The organism is Hymenobacter roseosalivarius DSM 11622 (genome assembly GCF_900176135.1).
GTDB lineage: Bacteria > Bacteroidota > Bacteroidia > Cytophagales > Hymenobacteraceae > Hymenobacter > Hymenobacter roseosalivarius.
In genome coordinates, this window is the sequence record NZ_FWWW01000052.1 from 110,011 (window position 1) to 128,566 (window position 18,556).

An 18,556-nucleotide genomic window follows, 5' to 3' on the forward strand; every position below is an offset into this window, starting at 1 on the left:
TTTGAAAGTCTGATTAGAAAATAAAACTTCGTATGTGTGGTATAAGCGGTTTCCTGAACCGACGACAAGTAACATTTCGTGAGGATGCTCTCCGGAGCATGACTACTTGCCTGGCCCACCGAGGGCCAGATGCAGACGGCTTTTACTTTAATGGCCATGTTGGGTTGGGGCATCGGCGTCTAAGCATTATGGATCTCTCGTCGGCGGCCAACCAGCCGATGCTTTCTCACGATGAGCGGTATATTGCTATCTTCAACGGCGAAGTCTATAACTTCCAGGAAATCAGGCAGGAATTGGGACTACGAACGCGTACTGCCTCTGACACAGAAGTCATTCTGGAGGCATATGTGAAGCTAGGGCCGGCCTTTGTCCATAAGCTCAATGGTATGTTTGCCATTGCCATTTATGACAAGCAGGCCGGAACATTGGATGTTTTCCGTGACAGGATGGGTATTAAGCCTGTTTACTACTACCTGAGCGATGACATCTTCGTATTTGCTTCAGAACTGAAGTCTCTGGTGGCACTGCCGGAAATTCAACGGCAGTTATCGGTCAATGCAGTTGCGGTCAACCAATTTCTGCATATAGGCTACATCCCACGGCCGCACACTATTTACACGCAAATCCAGAAGATGGACTCGGGGGCTCACATTCGTGTGACCAACGAGGAGTTTAAGCAAATGCGTTATTGGAAGCTGGAAGATCAAATAGAGGCCGAGCCTATTCGCGACCCAATCCAAGCTAAGCAGGAACTTGGTGACTTGCTTAAGAGCTCGGTCCGCTATCGTATGATTGCTGATGTGCCCTTTGGTACCTTTCTCAGCGGTGGTATCGACTCGTCAGTAGTGACTGCCATCGCGCAGTCAATATCGAGCAAGCCAGTGCGCACGTTCTCGATCGGGTTTGAATCAGCTAAACACAATGAGTCGAGCTACGCTGCTGCGGTGGCAATGCACCTGGGTACGGATCATCATACCTTTACGGTAACTGAGCGTGAAGCCCGGGACATGGTGGCAGAGTTAGCCACTATCTATGACGAGCCATTTGCTGACTCATCGGCGTTGCCCACATTAATGGTTTCCAAACTAGCTCGCCAACACGTAACAATGACGCTGTCCGGCGATGGAGGCGATGAACTGTTTCACGGTTACGGTATGTATACCTGGGCTAACCGGATGAATAAAACGGGTTTTGATGCCCTACGCCATCCGGCTAAGTTTTTGCTGCGTAACATGGGCAGCCGCTACAAGCGTGTGGCCGAGTTGCTCGATTATCCTGCCCGCGAGCGGATGCGGAGCCACATCTTCTCCCAGGAGCAATATATGTTTTCAGAAGGTGAGATCAGCAAACTGCTCCAACCCAACGTAGCGGGTCTGCCGGCACTACAGGAGCGCTGGTTGCTACCAGAAGGCCGCACGTTCACGGCTGCTGAAGAGCAAGCCCTTTTTGATATGCAGTATTACCTCCAGGATGATCTGCTGGTGAAGGTAGATCGGGCGACGATGAAGTACTCCCTCGAAACGCGCGTACCATTGCTTGATTATCGCATCGTGCGCTTCGCTCTAAACGTGGCGCCTGAATTAAAAGTCACGAAGCAAGGTAATAAACACCTGCTCAAACAGGTACTATATGATTATGTGCCTCAGCACATCTTTGACCGGCCCAAATGGGGTTTCTCCGTGCCGTTAGGCACCTGGCTGCGTACCGACTTACATTATTTGATTGATGAATACCTTTCCGAAAAAGCAGTGAGTGAAGCAGGTTTCGTGCATTTTGGCGTGGTAAAGAATCTGCTACAACGCTTTGAGGCGGGGGGGGACTACCTCTACAACCGTGTGTGGCTCCTCATTGTGCTACACCAGTGGGCTGCTACACATAGGCTCAGTAATCAATAATCCCGCACCTTTCGAGCTACATGAGCGATTCCGCCAAGGCCCCGCGGGTCCTATTCATCTCATATGATGGTATGACCGACCCTTTAGGCCAATCTCAGGTACTACCCTACCTAGTGGGCCTTGTTAAGCAAGGCTATCAGATTACTTTGCTGTCAACAGAGAAAAAAGATCGTTTTGAGCAATATAAAGCCATTATTTATGATATCTGTCAACAAGCTGGCATTCATTGGGAATACATCTTCTTTACAAAAAAGCCGCCGGTTTTGGCCAAATTCTACGACCGCTACCAGTTAAGGAAAAGGGCAGTGAAGCTGTATCACAAGCATCAATTCGACTTGATTCACTGTCGTAGCTACGTAAGTGCGGAGGTAGGTGTGGTGCTGAAGCGAAAGTACGGAGCCAAGTTTTTGTTCGATATGCGCGGATTTTGGGTTGATGAGCGTGTAGAAGGTGGTATGTGGGACCTGAAGAATCCAGTGTTTCGCCAAGCTTACCGTGTGTATAAGCGCAAAGAAGCAGCCTTCATTGCTGCTGCTGATGGTATTATCAGCCTGACAGAAAATGGGAAGCGTGAAATTCAGACTTGGAGTTCGTACCACGGAGCACCTATTACAGTCATTCCATGCAGCGCTGATTTTTCAGTCTTTCCGCTCGTGACGCCCGCCGCGCGACAGTCAGCCCGGCAGAAGCTGGGATTATCACAACAAGATCTAGTAGTTAGTTACTTGGGGGCTATTGGTACCTGGTATCTGCTGGATGAGATGCTACAGCAATTTGCTGCTATCAAGCGCCAGTATACAACGGCTAAGATGCTGTTTGTAACCCAGGAACATAAGACTTTAGTGCTGGACGCGGCCCACAAGGTATCAGGCGTTCAGGATGATGACTTCCTAGTAATGTCGGCTACACGCAGGCAAGTAGCCGAGTTTGTTGCTGCCTCAGATCTTAACTTATTCTTTATTAAACAGAGTTATTCCAAAAAGGCTAGCTCTCCTACTAAGCTTGGGGAGATTCTGGCTATGGGTCTGCCGGTTCTTTGTAATGCAGGGGTAGGGGACGTAGCTGAAATAATTGATCATACTAATGGTGGCTTAGCATTATCCGAACTCAATGAGCAACAATATGAAAAAACAGCGCGGCGTATTCCGGAGCTGTTAACTAAGAACGGCGCGCACCTACGCGAAAAAGCCCGGGAGTATTACGATCTGGACGCTGCTATTGGGCGCTATGCTGAAATGTATCAATTTCTACTGAGCTAATACTTATGCAGTGCAGTTGCATTTGCAAAACCGCTTTTGCAGCACCGGGGGGCTTTTTTAAGTTTGTCAGTAGTTTTTATCTTCGTAATAACCGTTTGACTATCAGTGGTTTTCGTCAAGCGTATAGGTCTTGTTAATATTGTTCTTAAAGGAAGTATCATACAAGCCCAGTCAAAGTGAGCACAGGCTTCTGCCATAGGCAGAGGGCTCGTTTGAGGTTTGCTGGGATTACGGCGGAACCAATCAGAAAAACACCTGCTGTTGCATAAAAGGGAGATATAGCGATTTCGCGTCTGGTGTACGCATTGTTAGCTTCACTTGAATGACTAACAAAAAGTTGCATGAATAAATGTGCGTACACCGTTCATAAAATCGCTACAACACACCCTAAGCGGACCCGAACAGCGTAGTCTCGATCTTGCAGTACCTTTGTAGAAGGGGAAGTAGCTACGGCCGCACGATTTTTTCATATGCATATTTTATTTCTGATACCTTATCCGTTTGGTAAAGCTCCTTCGCAACGATTCCGTTTCGAGCAGTATTTGGGTTTCCTGTCCGGCGCTGGGCATACATGGTGTATGGAGCCGTTCTTATCTGCTAATACTTGGGATATTATCTATAAACCAGGACACACAGTATCTAAAGTACTGGGAATCCTGCACGGTTTTTTGCGGCGCACAGGCGTGTTGTTAACCCAAGTGCCTAAGGCTGATTTCGTATTCATTCACCGTGAAGCAGCTCCTGTCGGGCCACCGGTGATTGAATGGCTAATAGCTAAACTGTTCGCTAAGAGGATTATCTATGATTTCGATGATGCCATCTGGTTGAAGGATCCGGCGGGTGAACAAACGTTTATCAGCAAGCTGAAATGGCAGCAGAAAGTGGGACAAATATGCTGTTGGGCGTATAAGGTGAGCTGCGGCAACGCTTATTTACGTGATTATGCCCGGCAGTTCAACCCCCATGTTATTATCAATCCCACGACGCTTGACACTGAGCATCTCCACAATCAAATGCGTGATCAACACCACTCTGAGCGTCCGATAATAGGCTGGACGGGCACACACACGACCCTACGTCATCTGGATTCAATATGGCCCGTGCTGAGGAGGCTGCAGAATGAGGGGTACGACTTTGAATTTCAGGTCATATGCAACCAGCGGCCTGAGCAGCAGCACCTAAATAATCTAAAGTTCGTGTCCTGGCGCAAAGAAACCGAAATAGAAGACTTATTGCAGCTTCACGTAGGGTTGATGCCGCTAGTAGACGACCCGTGGGCGCGAGGAAAGTGTGCCTTTAAAGCCCTACAATATATGGCCCTTGGTATCCCGGCACTGGTGTCGCCGGTAGGTATGAACACTGAGGTGGTGCAGGAGGGACACAATGGCTATATATGCGATACTGAAGAGGAGTGGTGTGCTGGTCTGCGCAAGCTGCTGGATAATCAGCAATTACGCACCCAACTGGGTAAAGCAGCCCGTTGCACTATTGTGGAGCGTTACTCAGTAAAATCAAACAAAGACAATTTTCTGGCTCTTTTTTGCTGAGTTATTGATTATATGACTACTACGATTGAAGTTATGCCGCGTGAATCGGGGAAATTTGTCATCTCTCTTGATTTTGAACTCAACTGGGGGGTGCGCGACCAGCAAACATTAGAGCAGTATGGGACCAATATTCTGGGAGTCAGGCAAGCTATTCCGGCTATGCTGGACGTATTTACGGAATACGGTTTGCGCGTAACCTGGGCTACTGTTGGTTTCTTGTTCTGTAAAACTAAGCCTGATCTTCTGGCACACTTGCCTGTAGTGCGCCCCAACTATATTGATCCCAACCTTTCGCCTTATTTAGCGCTGGACAGTATTGGTGATGACGAGGCAACCGACCCTTACCACTTTGGCTATTCACTGTTGGAACAGGTGCGTCACACACCAGGGCAAGAGTTGGCTACGCACACCTTTTGTCATTACTACTGTCTGGAGCAGGGTCAGACAAGCGAATCATTTCGCCACGACTTGCAGGCAGCCATTGATGTCGCTCAGGAACATGATTTAGAGCTGCGCAGCCTGGTTTTCCCTCGCAATCAATACAATCCAGCTTACATGGGTATATGTGAGGAGGTAGGTATCACGAGCTACCGGGGAAACGAATCATCCTGGATCTACAAGGAGCGCAACGAGAAGCAGCAAGCTCTTTATAAGCGTGGTGCCCGCTTAATAGATGCTTACCTGAACATGTCGGGAGTGAACTGCTATTCGCTTGACGAAATTGCCAAATCTTTCCCTTATAACATTCCGGCCAGCCGTTTTCTGCGGCCATGGTCAAGGCGTTTCCGGTTATTAGAGGGCCTGAGAATGCAGCGTATTTTGCGTGGTATGGAATATGCTGCCCAGCACGGACAGGTGTTTCACCTGTGGTGGCACCCTCACAATTTTGGGGTGAATCTGATTGAAAATATTGCTGTTCTGCGTCAAATCGCTGAGCATTTTCGTTGGTTACAGACGCGCTATGGTATGGAAAGCCTGTCTATGGGGAATATTGCAGAGTATTTACAAAAGCGTCAGCAGAAGAGTAAAGACAGTGTTGGAAGTTTGCAAAACGATCAAGAACAGCAAGCATGAGCCAAGTTGCTATATCGAGCCAAAGAATAGTAGTATTAGCTGGTCCAGGCAAATCGACTGACATTCTGTTTCACGCCTTAGATCGAGAATTTGGCGTACAGCGAATTATCGTCGAAACGCCTGTTAGCCAAAAGCAACTGCTCAAGCGTCGGGGTGAAAAGCTGGGATGGAGCGTCGTGGTCGGACAAATCTTATTCAAACTATTGATTGCTAAACCCCTAGAAGCCTTCTCGCAAGGGCGTCTACACGCTATCCGAACCAAAGAGCATCTTGATGACCGACCAATTCCTGAAGACCGAATCAGTCGCGTAGCCTCAGTGAATTCAGCCGGCTGCATTGAAGAGCTGCAGCGCCTGCAACCCGACGTAGTAGTAGTAAATGGCACTCGTATCATTGCCAAAAAGGCATTAATGAGCGTGCCCTGCCGGTTTATTAATACCCATGCTGGCATTACGCCTCTATACCGTGGTGTACACGGTGGCTACTGGGCCTTGGCCAATAACGACCAAACCCATTGCGGTGTGTCAGTGCATTTAGTTGACTCAGGCATTGATACGGGAGGCATTATCGCGCAGGCTTTAATCCACCCAACGCCTGAGGACAACTTTGTCACGTATCCACTGCTACAGCTGGCAGCAGGCCTGCCTCTGCTTATGCAGGCCATTCGCGATGTTCTGAAGGGTGAAGTAAAGCTGCGGCCGGCGCCAGAAGGTGGGTCGCGGTTGTGGTCGCACCCGACGCTCTTAGAGTATTTGGGCGCTTATAGCCGCAGCGGCATCCGCTAGCTAACGCGGAGTGGCAACTTGTGTGCGTATGGAAGTTGCGCGGATGATTTTACGTTTTGATCGGGTAGCAGCAGTACTTATGTCCTGTAAGATATACAACCCTGCCACGTAAAAAGGAATAAGGGGGATTTTATACCGTACAAGGGTGCCGAAATTTGATGTGGAAGTACCTATCGCTATGGCAAATACAAGTGAAAACACAAAACATAATACCAGTACAGGGCTACGTGAGATGGTAGTAAGTGTTTTGATGACACCTGATTTGTAAAATATTCTAATGGTGAAAATAAGGAAATATAACGCTTCAATAGCCGATAAAATCATGACAGGGTTACGTGCTTCCCATAAAAAAGGGCGAAACAAAGAGACTATAATAGCTTGGGGAGCAAGTTTGATCATTCCACTTAGTGTGCCATCCAACTCTCCTATATGATAGGCTGAGCCCCCCTCCTTTACACTCACCGAATATAGATAATCAGCCGTAATCTTGCTCCTTTCGCCGATTTTAGTAACATCATACTGATCATCCCCAGCTGTCAGAGTGGTTGCGGCAAAACCTGCAATCAAAACTCCGGCAATCAAAAACAAAGGCTTCGCTAATGTACGCACGAGTGGATTACGAATTTTCTGACTATTTTCATTAAAAACCCAGAGTAAGGCAGGAGGAAGGAAGCAGAGTAATATATATACCTTAATTGTGAAAATAGTGTAGGCAGCTATAAATCCTATTATAGCAGAGGCTGTGACGTGTTTCTTTTCAATCGCGCCGCGATAAAATGCGAAGAATACCCACCCTAAGGCGCCAAGGCAGATAGAGTCCTTCATAAGACCAGATCCCCAAAAAAATACGGATGGAATGAAGAAAACGGATATTGCTAATGATTTGTAAATACTTGGCCTAACCTTAATAAGGGTTACAAACATTGCCCACATACCGCTGAAGCTGATAGTGGCAAACATAAGTGCAATAATCGTATATGTATTAAAGCATAAAAGGGCACACCATACTGCAATCTTAATAACGGTGAATTCTTTTGGCGCGTCATACCATTCCATTCTTGCAGCATAGGAAGCTGTATTGGGGTCGTATTCGCCATGCGAGAAGAGTAGTTTAATTCCACTACTGGGAGAGTCCCAAAAGGCTTGATATACTATTTTAGTATGATTAAAATAATTGAAAGTATCTCCGCCTTTATAATAAAACTGATAGATAAGTCCTAACGCTATTGCACCCAAAAACTTAACCGATAGCGCCGGAATAAAATACTTCTTCGTCAGCACATTCGTAAACCGCTTGCGCACACCGAAGGCAATGGCATAGAAGACACCCAGGTAAATCGGGGTCAGAAGAAGATCTTTCAGCTCCATACGTGGGTGCCGGGGGGCTAAATTTTATTTTTCTTCAAGTAGGACTTCGCCTCTTGGTACTGCTCCGACTTATGGCTAGCCTTGTCGCGCACTACCTCGTAATAGCGACGGGCAGCAGCTATATCGGGAGTCTTGGCGGCAATGCGGGCCAGGTTGAAGTTGGCGTACACGTAGAAGCCACCACTGGTTTCGTCGGTGCTTTCCGCAAATACGATGCAACGCTGGTAGTAGTCCTGTGCCTTCTCTAGGTCCTTATATTTATTTTGCATCAGCCATCCTAAAAAATAGGTGGCATAACGGCCGCTAATACCTTCATAACCAGGCATGCCACGGTTGAGTTTATCCAGGATGTCGCGGCTTATGCGCTCACACTCCCGAAAATCTCCTTCGTTGAAGCACAGTAAGGAGTAGAAGCGTTGGAAATACCCATTGTCAGGGTAGTTGCTGGCTAAAAAGCGCGCAACGGGCATGGATGCGGCGGGTTTATTTTCCTCATTATTGAGGATGCGCATCAGAAAGAATTTAGCTTCTGTGCCGGTGTAAAATCCATTGTCAGCTACATTCTTAAGCTGCTGTAAACCTAGCTCTCTGTTTCCTTTGGGAAAAAACAAAAGGACAGGGCGCAAAAGCGGATATTCTTCTGAAATCCAGACGGCGTAATAGTTAAATAAGGCTTGGCCAAACAGGAATTCCGGGCTCAGGCCGTTAGCTTCCTTGCTTTTTTCCAGATACTCAAGGGCGCGTCGGCTACTCACGGTAGCTTTGCGCCAGTTGGCCCGCTCCGCGTTCAGTCGGGCATCAAAGCCGTAGGCAGCAGAGAGGAAAAAGCAGGCCTCGTAGTTCTTCTTGTCGGCTTTATATAGTTTTTCGCCATAGGTGATAGCCGTATCCATGTAGGCGAAAAACAGCTTGTCATACTGCTTGGTCTGCACGTTGGTTGGAACGATTTTCCACCAAGTACTCAGGCCCAGCAGAAAATACGGCATCGGATGCTCGGGGTAGCGCCGCCGCAACGACCGGAACTGCTTCTCGGCCTTATCATACTTGAAGTTGTAGAGATTTTGCACCGCGCCATCGAGCTCAGTTTGAATGTCTTTGTCCAGCAGCAGCCAACCTTTGGTATCGGCGGTTGGCAAAACATCGACGTTTTCTACTTCAATCGTGCGGATAGGAGGGGGGATACGGGTGCTGTCCTTTTTTTGGGCCTGAGCGCCAGTCGCCATAAAAAGTAATAACAGAATAAATCGAAGTTCTCGGATCATGGGATATGCTAGTGCAATCGTCGGCTACGCTAGGTTTTGGGGCTTGTGCGGCTGGCAAGAGGGCTAAAGTATGGCTTTTATCCTAGTTTTGGGTGAACAACATACTGCGTATGCATCTGCTAAAAACCTTGTGTGAGATTTCGGCACCGGCCGGCAACGAAGCTCCTCTGACAGAATTCTTGTTACGATACATTAACGAGAATCAGACGAGCTGGCGTGTACGACCAGCGATAATACAGGGAGAAGAGTGGCAAGATTGCATAATGCTGGTATTTGGAACGCCTCGAACAGCGGTATTCGCTCATCTTGACAGCATTGGGTTTACGGTGCGCTACGGCCGCCAATTGGTGCGTATTGGTGGCCCACAAGTAGAAAGTGGTTATCGTCTGGTGGGCCATGACGCGCAAGGCGACGTTGCCTGCACACTCGCCGTAGACGACGAAACCGGTGAACTGAGCTATGAGTTCACTCGCGACATTGAGCGGGGCACGGAATTGACCTTTGCCTGCGACTTCCGCGAAACGGCCGATACGGTGCAGTCGTGCTACCTCGATAACCGGCTGGGCGTGTGGAATGCGCTGCGTCTGGCCGAAACGCTGGAGCATGGTATTCTGGTGTTCAGCTGCTGGGAAGAGCACGGCGGGGGCTCCGTAGCTTATTTGGCCAAGCACATCTATGAAACATACGGAGTTCGTCAGGCTTTGATTTCAGACATCACCTGGGTGACGGAAGGAGTACACGCGGGCCAGGGAGTAGCTATTTCGCTGCGAGACTCTTTAATTCCGCGCCGCTCTTATGTGGAGCGTATTCGCCAAATCGCAAAAGCTGCCGGTATTCCGCATCAGCTGGAAGTAGAAGGTGGTGGCGGCTCCGATGCAAAGGAGTTGCAGCATAGCACTCAACCTTGGGATTGGTGCTTTGTGGGCGCGCCCGAGGATCATGTGCACTCACCCGACGAGCTCGTGGACAAGCGCGACATTGCCAGTATGCTGGCGCTGTATCAGGTACTCATGCGGGAGCTATAGAAGCGCAAGTAGACTTTGAACGCAAAAAGCCCCCCAGACTAGTCTGGGGGGCTTTTTTTAGATGAGGCTTCGACCCGAAGAGATGTACCAAGCTATACTTAACGGTTGATTGTAAAGTGCAGGGGAGTTCCTCCTCTCACTTTTGCGGGCTGAGAACTTGAGGATTAGCTAATAAGCTCTATTTTACGAGCCCAAAACATTCTTTCATTCACTAATCCTAACCCTAAACGCTTACCCCTCACCACCGCTTCTATGATGGAAATTCTTTACGTAGCCCCCGCACTAGGCGTGCTGGCCCTATTGTACACATGGTTGCGCTCGGGCTGGGTCGCCCGACAAGATGCCGGCGACGAACGCATGCGCACCATTGCTGGCTATATCGCCGATGGCGCCATTGCCTTTCTGAAAGCTGAATATAAAGTGCTGGCTTTGTTCGCGCTCATTGCCTGCGCCTTTTTGGGCTACCTGGGCACTACCGGCGAAAAGTCGAGCCCTGTTATTGTTATTGCTTTCCTGATTGGGGCCGTGTTTTCGGCACTCGCGGGCTTTATCGGGATGAAGATTGCCACGAAAGCCAACGTGCGTACGGCGCAGGCGGCCCGCACTAGTTTGGCCAAAGCCCTGAACGTGTCTTTCTCCGGTGGCTCAGTAATGGGCATGGGCGTGGCGGGTTTGGCCGTATTAGGCCTGGGCTCACTGTTCATTGTGTTCTACAATATGTTCGTGGTGAGTGAAGGTGCCGGTGCCAATGGAATTGAGATGGAAACGGCGCTGGAAGTGCTGACCGGGTTTTCACTGGGGGCTGAGAGCATCGCGCTTTTCGCCCGCGTGGGTGGCGGTATCTACACCAAAGCTGCCGACGTGGGAGCCGACTTAGTAGGGAAAGTAGAAGCGGGTATTCCCGAAGATGACCCGCGCAACCCTGCTACCATTGCCGACAACGTGGGTGACAATGTGGGCGACGTGGCTGGCATGGGGGCCGACCTGTTTGGCTCCTACGTGGCTACTATTCTGGCTACGATGGTGCTGGGCCGCGAGGTAGCCGCTACCAATGATCAGTTCAATGGCCTGTCGCCTATCCTGTTGCCGATGGTTATTGCCGGTATTGGCATCATCTCCTCGCTGCTGGGTATTCTGACCGTACGGGTAAAAGAAGGCGGCGACGTGCAGGGCGCGCTGAACTTTGGCAACTATGTGTCGGTAGTGCTGACGGCGGTTTCCTCCTACTTTCTGGTGCGCTGGATGCTGCCAGCCGGCGAGATGGTAATCAATCGGGCGGGTGCTGTTGCCTTTGATTCGATGGACGTGTTTTATGCCATTATCGTGGGCCTAGCGGTTGGTACGCTGATGAGCATTATCACGGAATACTATACGGCAATGGGCAAACGGCCGGTGCTGAGCATCGTAAAGCAGAGTAGTACTGGTCATGCCACCACGGTTATTGGTGGCCTCTCCATTGGTATGGAGTCTACGGTGTTGCCGATCCTGGTGCTGGCTGCTGGTATCGTGTTGTCGTTCCGGTGTGCCGGTCTTTATGGCGTCGCTATTGCCGCCGCTGGCATGATGGCCACTACCGCAATGCAGCTGGCCATTGATGCCTTCGGGCCTATTGCCGACAACGCCGGAGGTATCGCCGAAATGAGCGAGATGCCGAAGGAAGTGCGGGAGCGTACCGACATTCTGGATGCCGTAGGCAATACCACGGCTGCTACCGGCAAGGGCTTTGCCATTGCCTCAGCAGCACTGACTTCGCTGGCTTTGTTTGCTGCCTTCATGGGCACGGCCAACATCAGCGTCATCGATATCAGCCACGCCGATGTGCTGGCGGGCCTATTCGTGGGCGGCATGATTCCGTTTATCTTCTCCGGGCTGGCTATTTCGGCCGTGGGCCGGGCAGCAATGGCAATGGTGCAGGAAGTACGCCGACAGTTCCGCGAAATTCCCGGTATCATGGAAGGCACTGGCCGGCCCGAGTACGAAAAGTGCGTGGCCATTTCTACCCAGGCTGCTATCCGCGAAATGATGTTGCCGGGTGCTATCGCGCTTCTTGTTCCCATACTTGTTGGCTTTAGCTTCGGCCCGGAAGTCCTGGGGGGCTTATTGGCGGGCGTTACCGTTTCGGGCGTGCTGATGGCCATCTTTCAAAGCAACGCCGGCGGTGCCTGGGATAACGCTAAAAAGTCGTTCGAGAAGGGCGTGATGATTGATGGCACGATGCATTACAAAGGCTCCGACGCGCACAAAGCCTCCGTGACCGGCGATACCGTAGGCGACCCATTCAAGGACACTTCCGGGCCATCCATGAACATTCTCATCAAGCTGATGAGCATTGTGTCGCTGGTAATTGCCCCCCACATCGCTGTTACCGATGGTACCATGCGGGAAGGCGTCGCGCCGGTCGGAGCTAAGCCCGTGGAGCGTATTATAGAGCCCAAAGTAAGCTGCGCCGATTTAGCTCCGGGGGCCGCCAAAGCCGTTTATGCGTTGTGGCAGCACACCCGTTAACAGGCTTGTAGCCCGCCTATTACCTATCATAAGAAGGGTGGCGAACAGTCGGTTTTCGAAATTGGCGGGAGTTCGCGACGTTCTGATGTCAAGGAGCAACACATAAAAAGCAGCCTCTTCGCACAGAAGGGGCTGCTTTTTATGTCCTACCTTTGGCCTTCCCTTCGCCCGGTTTCCAACCTCGTTCGGTATGCCCCACGCTAGTATCTCCCTGCACGACAAGCAGTTTGCCCCTTACCTCACCTCTGAGCAACTGGCAACCGCCGTGCGAGAGTTGGCCTCCCGCCTGAATGCGGACTACGCCGATAAGACGCCGCTGTTCGTGGCGGTGCTCAATGGCTCGTTCATGTTCGCGTCTGATTTGCTGAAAGAGCTGACCATTAACTGCGAAATATCTTTCGTTAAAATGGCCTCTTACGAAGGCACCAGCAGCACGGGCAAGGTCAAGGAATTGCTTGGGCTTCGCGAAGAAGTGCAGGGCCGGCACCTGGTTGTGTTGGAGGATATCGTGGATACTGGCCACACCATCCGCGCCTTGCTCGACTCGCTGGGGGGCAAAAATCCGGCTTCTCTGGAAGTCGCCTGTCTGCTGATCAAGCCTGAATGCCTCCAGCATGAGTTAGCCATTCGCTACCCGGCGCTTCGTATTCCCAATGATTTTGTGGTAGGCTACGGCCTTGATTATGACGGCTTAGGCCGAAACTACCCCGATCTGTACAAGGCGTTGTAATCTGAGCGGTTCAGCCTACTTTTGCCCCCCATCGTATGGAGCACTTTAGTACCGATTCGCTATCTTTCCCAAATACCGTCTTTTCTTTCTCCTGCGAAAATCCTCGCTCTATGCTTAATATCGTGCTCTTCGGCCCGCCCGGTGCCGGCAAAGGAACGCAAAGTCAGAAGTTAATTGCCCGTTATAATCTGGTACACCTCTCGACCGGCGACCTGCTTCGCTCCCAAATCACGCAAGGCACCGAACTAGGGCTGCGCGCCAAAAAACTCATGGATGAAGGCCTACTGGTGCCCGATGAAGTAGTGATTGGCATGATTGAGAGCCAGCTGGCCAACAATACGGAAGCCGCGGGCTTTATCTTCGATGGCTTTCCCCGCACCGTACCTCAGGCTCAAAGTCTGGATGAGCTGATGGTGCGCTATGATACCGGCGTTTCGTGCATGATTGCCTTGGAAGTAGCGGAAGAAGAGCTGGTGAAGCGCCTGCTGGAGCGAGGCAAAACCAGCGGCCGCCCCGATGACCAGGACGAAGCCAAAATTCGCCGCCGCGTAAACGTATACAACACCGAGACGGCCCAGGTGGCGGGCTATTACGCTGAGCAGCAGAAGTTTCACGCTCTAAATGGCATTGGGGCTATCGAAGAAATATTTACCCAAATCTGCGATATTATCGACCAGAAGCAGGTTGCTCCCTCGCTGTCTGATGGTCAGCAGGCCGCTGACGAAGTAAAAGCGTAACTTTGTAGGCCAAACCGCCTTCATCTGTCTGTCATCCTGACAAAGGAAGGACCTTATCACTTCAGAACGATGCGCGTAAAAACGACTCGTTCTGAAGTGATAAGGTCCTTCCTTCGTCAGGATGACAGACGTTTTTTGGGCTATCCGCAGCACTCTTACTTCATTACCAGTGGCTTCCAATAATTTCATTGATTACGTAAAAGTCTGCTGCCGCTCGGGCAAGGGCGGAGCGGGCTCTTCTCACTTCTTTCGGGCCAAAGGTTTGCCTAATGGCGGCCCCGATGGCGGCGACGGTGGCCGCGGGGGGCATGTTATCCTGGAAGGCAACTCCCAGCTATGGACGCTATTACATTTGCAATACCAGAAGCACGTAATTGCCGGCCACGGCCAGGGCGGGGCTGAAAGCCTGCGCAGCGGCGCACAGGGCGAAGACGTGATTCTGCAAGTGCCGCTTGGTACCATTGCCCGCGACGCGGACACCGGCGAGAAGAAAGTGGAAATCACGGAGCATGGCCAGCGTATCATTCTCACGCCCGGCGGGCGCGGCGGCCTTGGCAACGACCATTTCAAATCGGCTACCAACCAGGCGCCTACGTACGCCCAGCCCGGCGAGCCCGGTATTGAAGAATGGGTAGTACTGGAGCTGAAGCTTCTTGCCGACGTTGGCTTGGTCGGCTTCCCGAACGCGGGCAAGAGCACGCTGCTCTCCGTAGTGTCAGCCGCGCAGCCCAAGATTGCTGACTACGCTTTCACCACGCTGGTACCTAACCTAGGCGTGGTAGCTTATCGCGACTACCAGTCCTTCGTAATGGCCGATATTCCAGGCATTATCGAAGGAGCAGCAGAGGGACGCGGCTTGGGTACGCGCTTTCTGAAGCATATTGAGCGCAACTCTATGCTGCTGTTCATGATTTCGGTAGACAGCAACGACATTGCCGCTGAGTATCAGGTGCTGCTGAATGAGTTGACTCAATTCAACCCGGAACTGCTGGAAAAGCGGCGTGTACTGGCTATTACCAAAGCCGACTTGATTGACGACGAGTTGGAGGACGAAATCCGAGCTACTCTACCTACTGAATTGCCAAGTGTGTTCATCTCCAGCCTAGCGAATAAGAATATTCAGCGGCTGAAGGATATGATTTGGCAGGAACTGCACGCAAAGTAGGGTGGTGTGGTACTACGACTCCAAAGTCGTAGTACCATTATTGTTGCTGATGCCTGCATCACCAGACTGTTCAACAATAGTGGTATTATGAAGCCCAGTGGGCATTCGTAGTACCGCCCACATACATCTTCTGAACTAAACGCAGCTACTTGAAAGTTGCAGTGCCACTATGGCAGCCCTTCTGCCTTTGGCAAACTCCTTGTCTTCGCTTCCTGCCAATCGGCTAAAATGAAGTGAAAAACCCGTTTCGACGAATATTCGATAAAATGGCTGACGAACATAATGTACCGCAGGACGACAACTTGACCGTTGACCCCGACCAGGTAGCTGGTGAAATGGCTGATGTTGAGGCTGCAATAACTACGGAAACTGAAAATGTCCCCCAGCCCGAGGTAAGTAAGACAGAGACTGAGCTTACTGAGCTAAAGGATAAATACCTGCGCCTGGCGGCTGAATTTGACAACTACAAGCGCCGGACCGCCAAAGAGCGCTCTGAGCTGTTCAAAAGTGCCAATCAGGAGCTGATGAGTGTGCTGCTGCCCGTACTTGACGACTTCGAGCGCGCCCGTACGCACACCCAGCAATCAGAAGACGTGCAGGTGGTGCGCGAGAGCGTGGATATCATCTACAACAAGCTCGTCAAGACCCTCCAGCAGAAAGGCCTGACGCCGATGGAAACCAAAGGCGGTGGCTTCGACTCCGATTTGCACGAGGCTATTATCCAGATTCCGGCTCCGAGCGAAGAGCTGAAGGGCAAGGTGGTAGATGAAGTGGAGAAGGGCTATTATCTGGGCGACAAGGTAATCCGCCATGCCAAAGTGGTGCTGGGCCAGTAACAAAGAGAATCGTTGTCATGCAGGGCAGCGCGAAGCATCTCTCTCGCTTCGTTGGATTAGTAATCAGTCGGCAGCCCGCGAGATGCTTCGCGCTGCCCTCCATGACGGACAAAGTATATAATGACAATGGCGCAGAAGCGAGATTATTACGAGGTGTTGGACGTAGCCAAAACCGCGTTGCCCGAGGAGATCAAGAAGGCGTACCGCAAGGTAGCCATCAAGTTTCACCCCGACAAAAACCCTGACGACCCCACGGCTGAAGACAAGTTCAAGGAAGCCGCCGAGGCCTACGAAGTGCTGTCGGATGAGCAGAAGCGCGCCCGCTACGACCGTTTTGGCCACCAGGCCGGCGGTAGCAACGGTGGCGGCCCGAATATGGAAGATATCTTCTCCCAGTTCGGCGACATCTTCGGCGGGGGCGGCTTTGAGGGCTTCTTCGGGGGGCAAAATCGGGGCGGCCGGCGCGTACGAAAAGGCTCCAACCTGCGCATCAAGCTCAAGCTTGATTTGGAGGAAGTAGCCAACGGCATCGAGAAAAAAATTAAGGTGAAGCGTTACGTGGCTTGCAACACCTGCTCGGGTACGGGGGCTAAAAACGGCACCGACGTAAAAGACTGCGGTACCTGCCACGGTCAGGGCCAGGTGAAGCGCGTGGTGAACACCATGCTGGGCCAGATGGTGAGCAGCTCGACCTGCCCCACCTGCAACGGCGAAGGCAAGGTAGTGACCAGCAAGTGCGACGTCTGCCACGGCGACGGCCGCCAGCTCCAGGAAGAAATCATTCCAATCAATATTCCGGCTGGCGTAGCGGAGGGTATGCAGCTGAGCATGAACGGCAAAGGCAACTACCCTGAGCGCGGCGGCGTACCCGGCGACCTGCTCATTCAGATAGAGGAGGAGCCGCACGAATTCCTCAAGCGCGACGGCAACAACATCATGTTCGACCAGTACATCACGTTTGTGGATGCGGCTTTGGGTGCGAGCATCGAAGTACCCACTATCGAAGGCAAGGTTAAAATCAAGGTGGACCCCGGCACCCAGCCCGGCAAGATTCTGCGTCTGCGCGGCAAAGGCATCAAGGACCTGAACGGCTACGGTCGCGGCGACCAGCTGATTCATATCAACGTTTGGACGCCGAAAGTGGTGAATAGTCAGGAGCGCGAGTTGCTGGAGAAGCTGCGGGATTCGCAGAATTTTACGCCCAATCCGGGCAAGAACGAGAAAGGATTCTTTGAGAAAGTGAAGGAGTACTTCCAATAAGCCGGAGCGGGTTTATTAGATTTCCTGAACTCTATCACAAAAAAGCCCCCCAGAACTATTCTGGGCGGCTTTTTTGTGATAGATAACGTTAGCTTAAAACAGCGGCTTACCCCTGATGAGAGGCTGGTTCAACGTGCTTCGGTTTGGGCCTCACGTTGTTGCTTGGCTTTACTATCGCGCCCAATCTGGTACCCCATCAACGCAAGAGCTGCGACGATAATAGTAATTGATAGATATTTGCGCCCAGGCGATAAACTGCTCGGTGTTGCCACATCCTGACCAGTTGGAGCATATTGGAGGTCGGAAAGCAGAAAACCGATGCTGAGCAGCAAACAGATACTGGTCTGGACCCAGTCGCCCAGCCAGAGGTTAAGGAGCGCTAGCATACCGAAAATAACGGCCGCTATTACATTCAGCTTTTTCATAGTATACGAGTGTAAGTTGAGTTAGCTTGTATATCGCGCTTAGCCCTAGAACATTACAGGCAACGGCCGAATTATTTTGCGACAAATAATTTTTTCGGCGCCTTGTAATGCTACACCGCTGGCGGCGATGTATGAAGTGTATCCTGGATATTTCCTTGCTCTTGGCTCCTGACCCTAATACCGCTGAATTTCTGATGCTCATCAATGCGCATCAGGCCATGCTCCGGCGAATTTGTCGGCTGTATTGCCCCGATGCCGATGACCAGCAGGACTTGTTTCAAGAAATCGTGCTGCAACTGTGGCGGGCTTTCCCGCGCTACGAGCCGCGGGGGGCAAAAATAAGTACCTGGATGTACCGCATCGGGCTGAACGTGGCCGTGTCGGATTTGCGCCACCGCACCCGCAAGCCCACTCCCGACCGCCTCAACCCGCAGATAATAGAAGTAGCCCAAGCCTCTGACCTCGGAACTGACACAACGGAAACAGCGGCGCTCTACCGGGCTATTGAATGGCTGTCGGAAGTAGAAAAGGCCTTTGTGCTGCTCTATCTGGAAGAGCACACTTACGAGGAAATGGCTGACATTCTAGGGATTACGCAGAACAACGTTCGGGTCAAAATGCACCGCATTCAAGAAAAACTACGCAGGATTTTCAGCCGCTCAGCACAATGGAATTAAATGAAC

16 protein-coding genes are annotated in these 18,556 nt (G+C 51.2%); 13 read left to right on the plus strand and 3 right to left on the minus strand.

Annotated elements, in window-relative coordinates; genetic code table 11:
- Positions 1 to 32: 32 nt before the first annotated feature.
- The 5 genes from asnB to B9A24_RS06715 all read left to right on the plus strand — a co-directional run bounded on the left by asnB (position 33) and on the right by B9A24_RS06715 (position 6,560).
- Positions 33 to 1,895 carry an asparagine synthase (glutamine-hydrolyzing) gene (gene asnB / locus B9A24_RS06695; protein WP_084444402.1) on the plus strand — a complete coding sequence of 621 codons (1,863 nt, stop codon included), beginning with the start codon at positions 33 to 35 and terminating at the stop codon, positions 1,893 to 1,895.
- Between the two features lie 71 nt (positions 1,896 to 1,966).
- Positions 1,967 to 3,154, plus strand: coding sequence for a glycosyltransferase (locus B9A24_RS06700; protein ID WP_159451972.1), 1,188 nt, complete (start codon positions 1,967 to 1,969; stop codon positions 3,152 to 3,154).
- A 470-nt stretch (positions 3,155 to 3,624) separates the two neighbouring features.
- Positions 3,625 to 4,701 (plus strand): glycosyltransferase family 4 protein, encoded by a 1,077-nt coding sequence (locus B9A24_RS06705; RefSeq protein ID WP_084444404.1) that lies wholly within the window; start codon positions 3,625 to 3,627, stop codon positions 4,699 to 4,701.
- 12 nt (positions 4,702 to 4,713) lie between these two features.
- The gene (locus B9A24_RS06710) at positions 4,714 to 5,775 is read left to right on the plus strand and encodes a polysaccharide deacetylase family protein (RefSeq protein WP_200813876.1); all 1,062 of its coding nucleotides are present in this window, start codon (positions 4,714 to 4,716) and stop codon (positions 5,773 to 5,775) included.
- A complete protein-coding gene (locus tag B9A24_RS06715; protein ID WP_084444405.1) occupies positions 5,772 to 6,560 on the plus strand; it encodes a formyl transferase in 789 nt (262 codons plus the stop codon). The genes B9A24_RS06710 and B9A24_RS06715 overlap by 4 nt, the downstream gene beginning before the upstream one ends.
- Here the strand turns inward: B9A24_RS06715 and B9A24_RS06720 are convergent, their stop codons facing one another.
- Positions 6,561 to 7,928 carry a hypothetical protein gene (locus tag B9A24_RS06720; protein ID WP_084444406.1) on the minus strand — a complete coding sequence of 456 codons (1,368 nt, stop codon included), beginning with the start codon at positions 7,926 to 7,928 and terminating at the stop codon, positions 6,561 to 6,563.
- A 17-nt stretch (positions 7,929 to 7,945) separates the two neighbouring features.
- Positions 7,946 to 9,151, minus strand: a complete 1,206-nt coding sequence (locus B9A24_RS06725) for a tetratricopeptide repeat protein (protein WP_234997047.1) — start codon at positions 9,149 to 9,151, stop codon at positions 7,946 to 7,948.
- A 149-nt stretch (positions 9,152 to 9,300) separates the two neighbouring features.
- On the opposite strand from B9A24_RS06725, the gene B9A24_RS06730 reads away from it, so the two are divergent.
- From B9A24_RS06730 to dnaJ, 7 genes are all read left to right on the plus strand, one after another.
- Positions 9,301 to 10,215 (plus strand): M20/M25/M40 family metallo-hydrolase, encoded by a 915-nt coding sequence (locus B9A24_RS06730; protein WP_084444408.1) that lies wholly within the window; start codon positions 9,301 to 9,303, stop codon positions 10,213 to 10,215.
- 252 nt (positions 10,216 to 10,467) lie between these two features.
- Complete coding sequence (locus B9A24_RS06735) at positions 10,468 to 12,720, plus strand: sodium-translocating pyrophosphatase (RefSeq protein WP_234997049.1); 2,253 nt, start codon at positions 10,468 to 10,470, stop codon at positions 12,718 to 12,720.
- A gap of 190 nt (positions 12,721 to 12,910) precedes the next feature.
- Complete coding sequence (locus B9A24_RS06740) at positions 12,911 to 13,450, plus strand: phosphoribosyltransferase (RefSeq protein ID WP_084444410.1); 540 nt, start codon at positions 12,911 to 12,913, stop codon at positions 13,448 to 13,450.
- A gap of 110 nt (positions 13,451 to 13,560) precedes the next feature.
- Positions 13,561 to 14,187 carry an adenylate kinase gene (locus B9A24_RS06745; protein WP_084444411.1) on the plus strand — a complete coding sequence of 209 codons (627 nt, stop codon included), beginning with the start codon at positions 13,561 to 13,563 and terminating at the stop codon, positions 14,185 to 14,187.
- 169 nt (positions 14,188 to 14,356) lie between these two features.
- Complete coding sequence (obgE, locus tag B9A24_RS06750; protein WP_084444412.1) at positions 14,357 to 15,352, plus strand: GTPase ObgE; 996 nt, start codon at positions 14,357 to 14,359, stop codon at positions 15,350 to 15,352.
- A gap of 266 nt (positions 15,353 to 15,618) precedes the next feature.
- On the plus strand, positions 15,619 to 16,188 hold the full coding sequence (locus B9A24_RS06755; protein ID WP_084444413.1) for a nucleotide exchange factor GrpE: 570 nt from the start codon (positions 15,619 to 15,621) through the stop codon (positions 16,186 to 16,188).
- A 126-nt stretch (positions 16,189 to 16,314) separates the two neighbouring features.
- Complete coding sequence (dnaJ, locus tag B9A24_RS06760; protein WP_084444414.1) at positions 16,315 to 17,448, plus strand: molecular chaperone DnaJ; 1,134 nt, start codon at positions 16,315 to 16,317, stop codon at positions 17,446 to 17,448.
- 128 nt (positions 17,449 to 17,576) lie between these two features.
- On the opposite strand, the gene B9A24_RS06765 is transcribed toward dnaJ, so the two are convergent.
- Positions 17,577 to 17,873, minus strand: coding sequence for a hypothetical protein (locus B9A24_RS06765; RefSeq protein ID WP_084444415.1), 297 nt, complete (start codon positions 17,871 to 17,873; stop codon positions 17,577 to 17,579).
- A 131-nt stretch (positions 17,874 to 18,004) separates the two neighbouring features.
- On the opposite strand from B9A24_RS06765, the gene B9A24_RS06770 reads away from it, so the two are divergent.
- A complete protein-coding gene (locus tag B9A24_RS06770) occupies positions 18,005 to 18,550 on the plus strand; it encodes an RNA polymerase sigma factor (RefSeq protein WP_084444416.1) in 546 nt (181 codons plus the stop codon).
- The last annotated feature ends 6 nt before the right edge of the window (positions 18,551 to 18,556 follow it).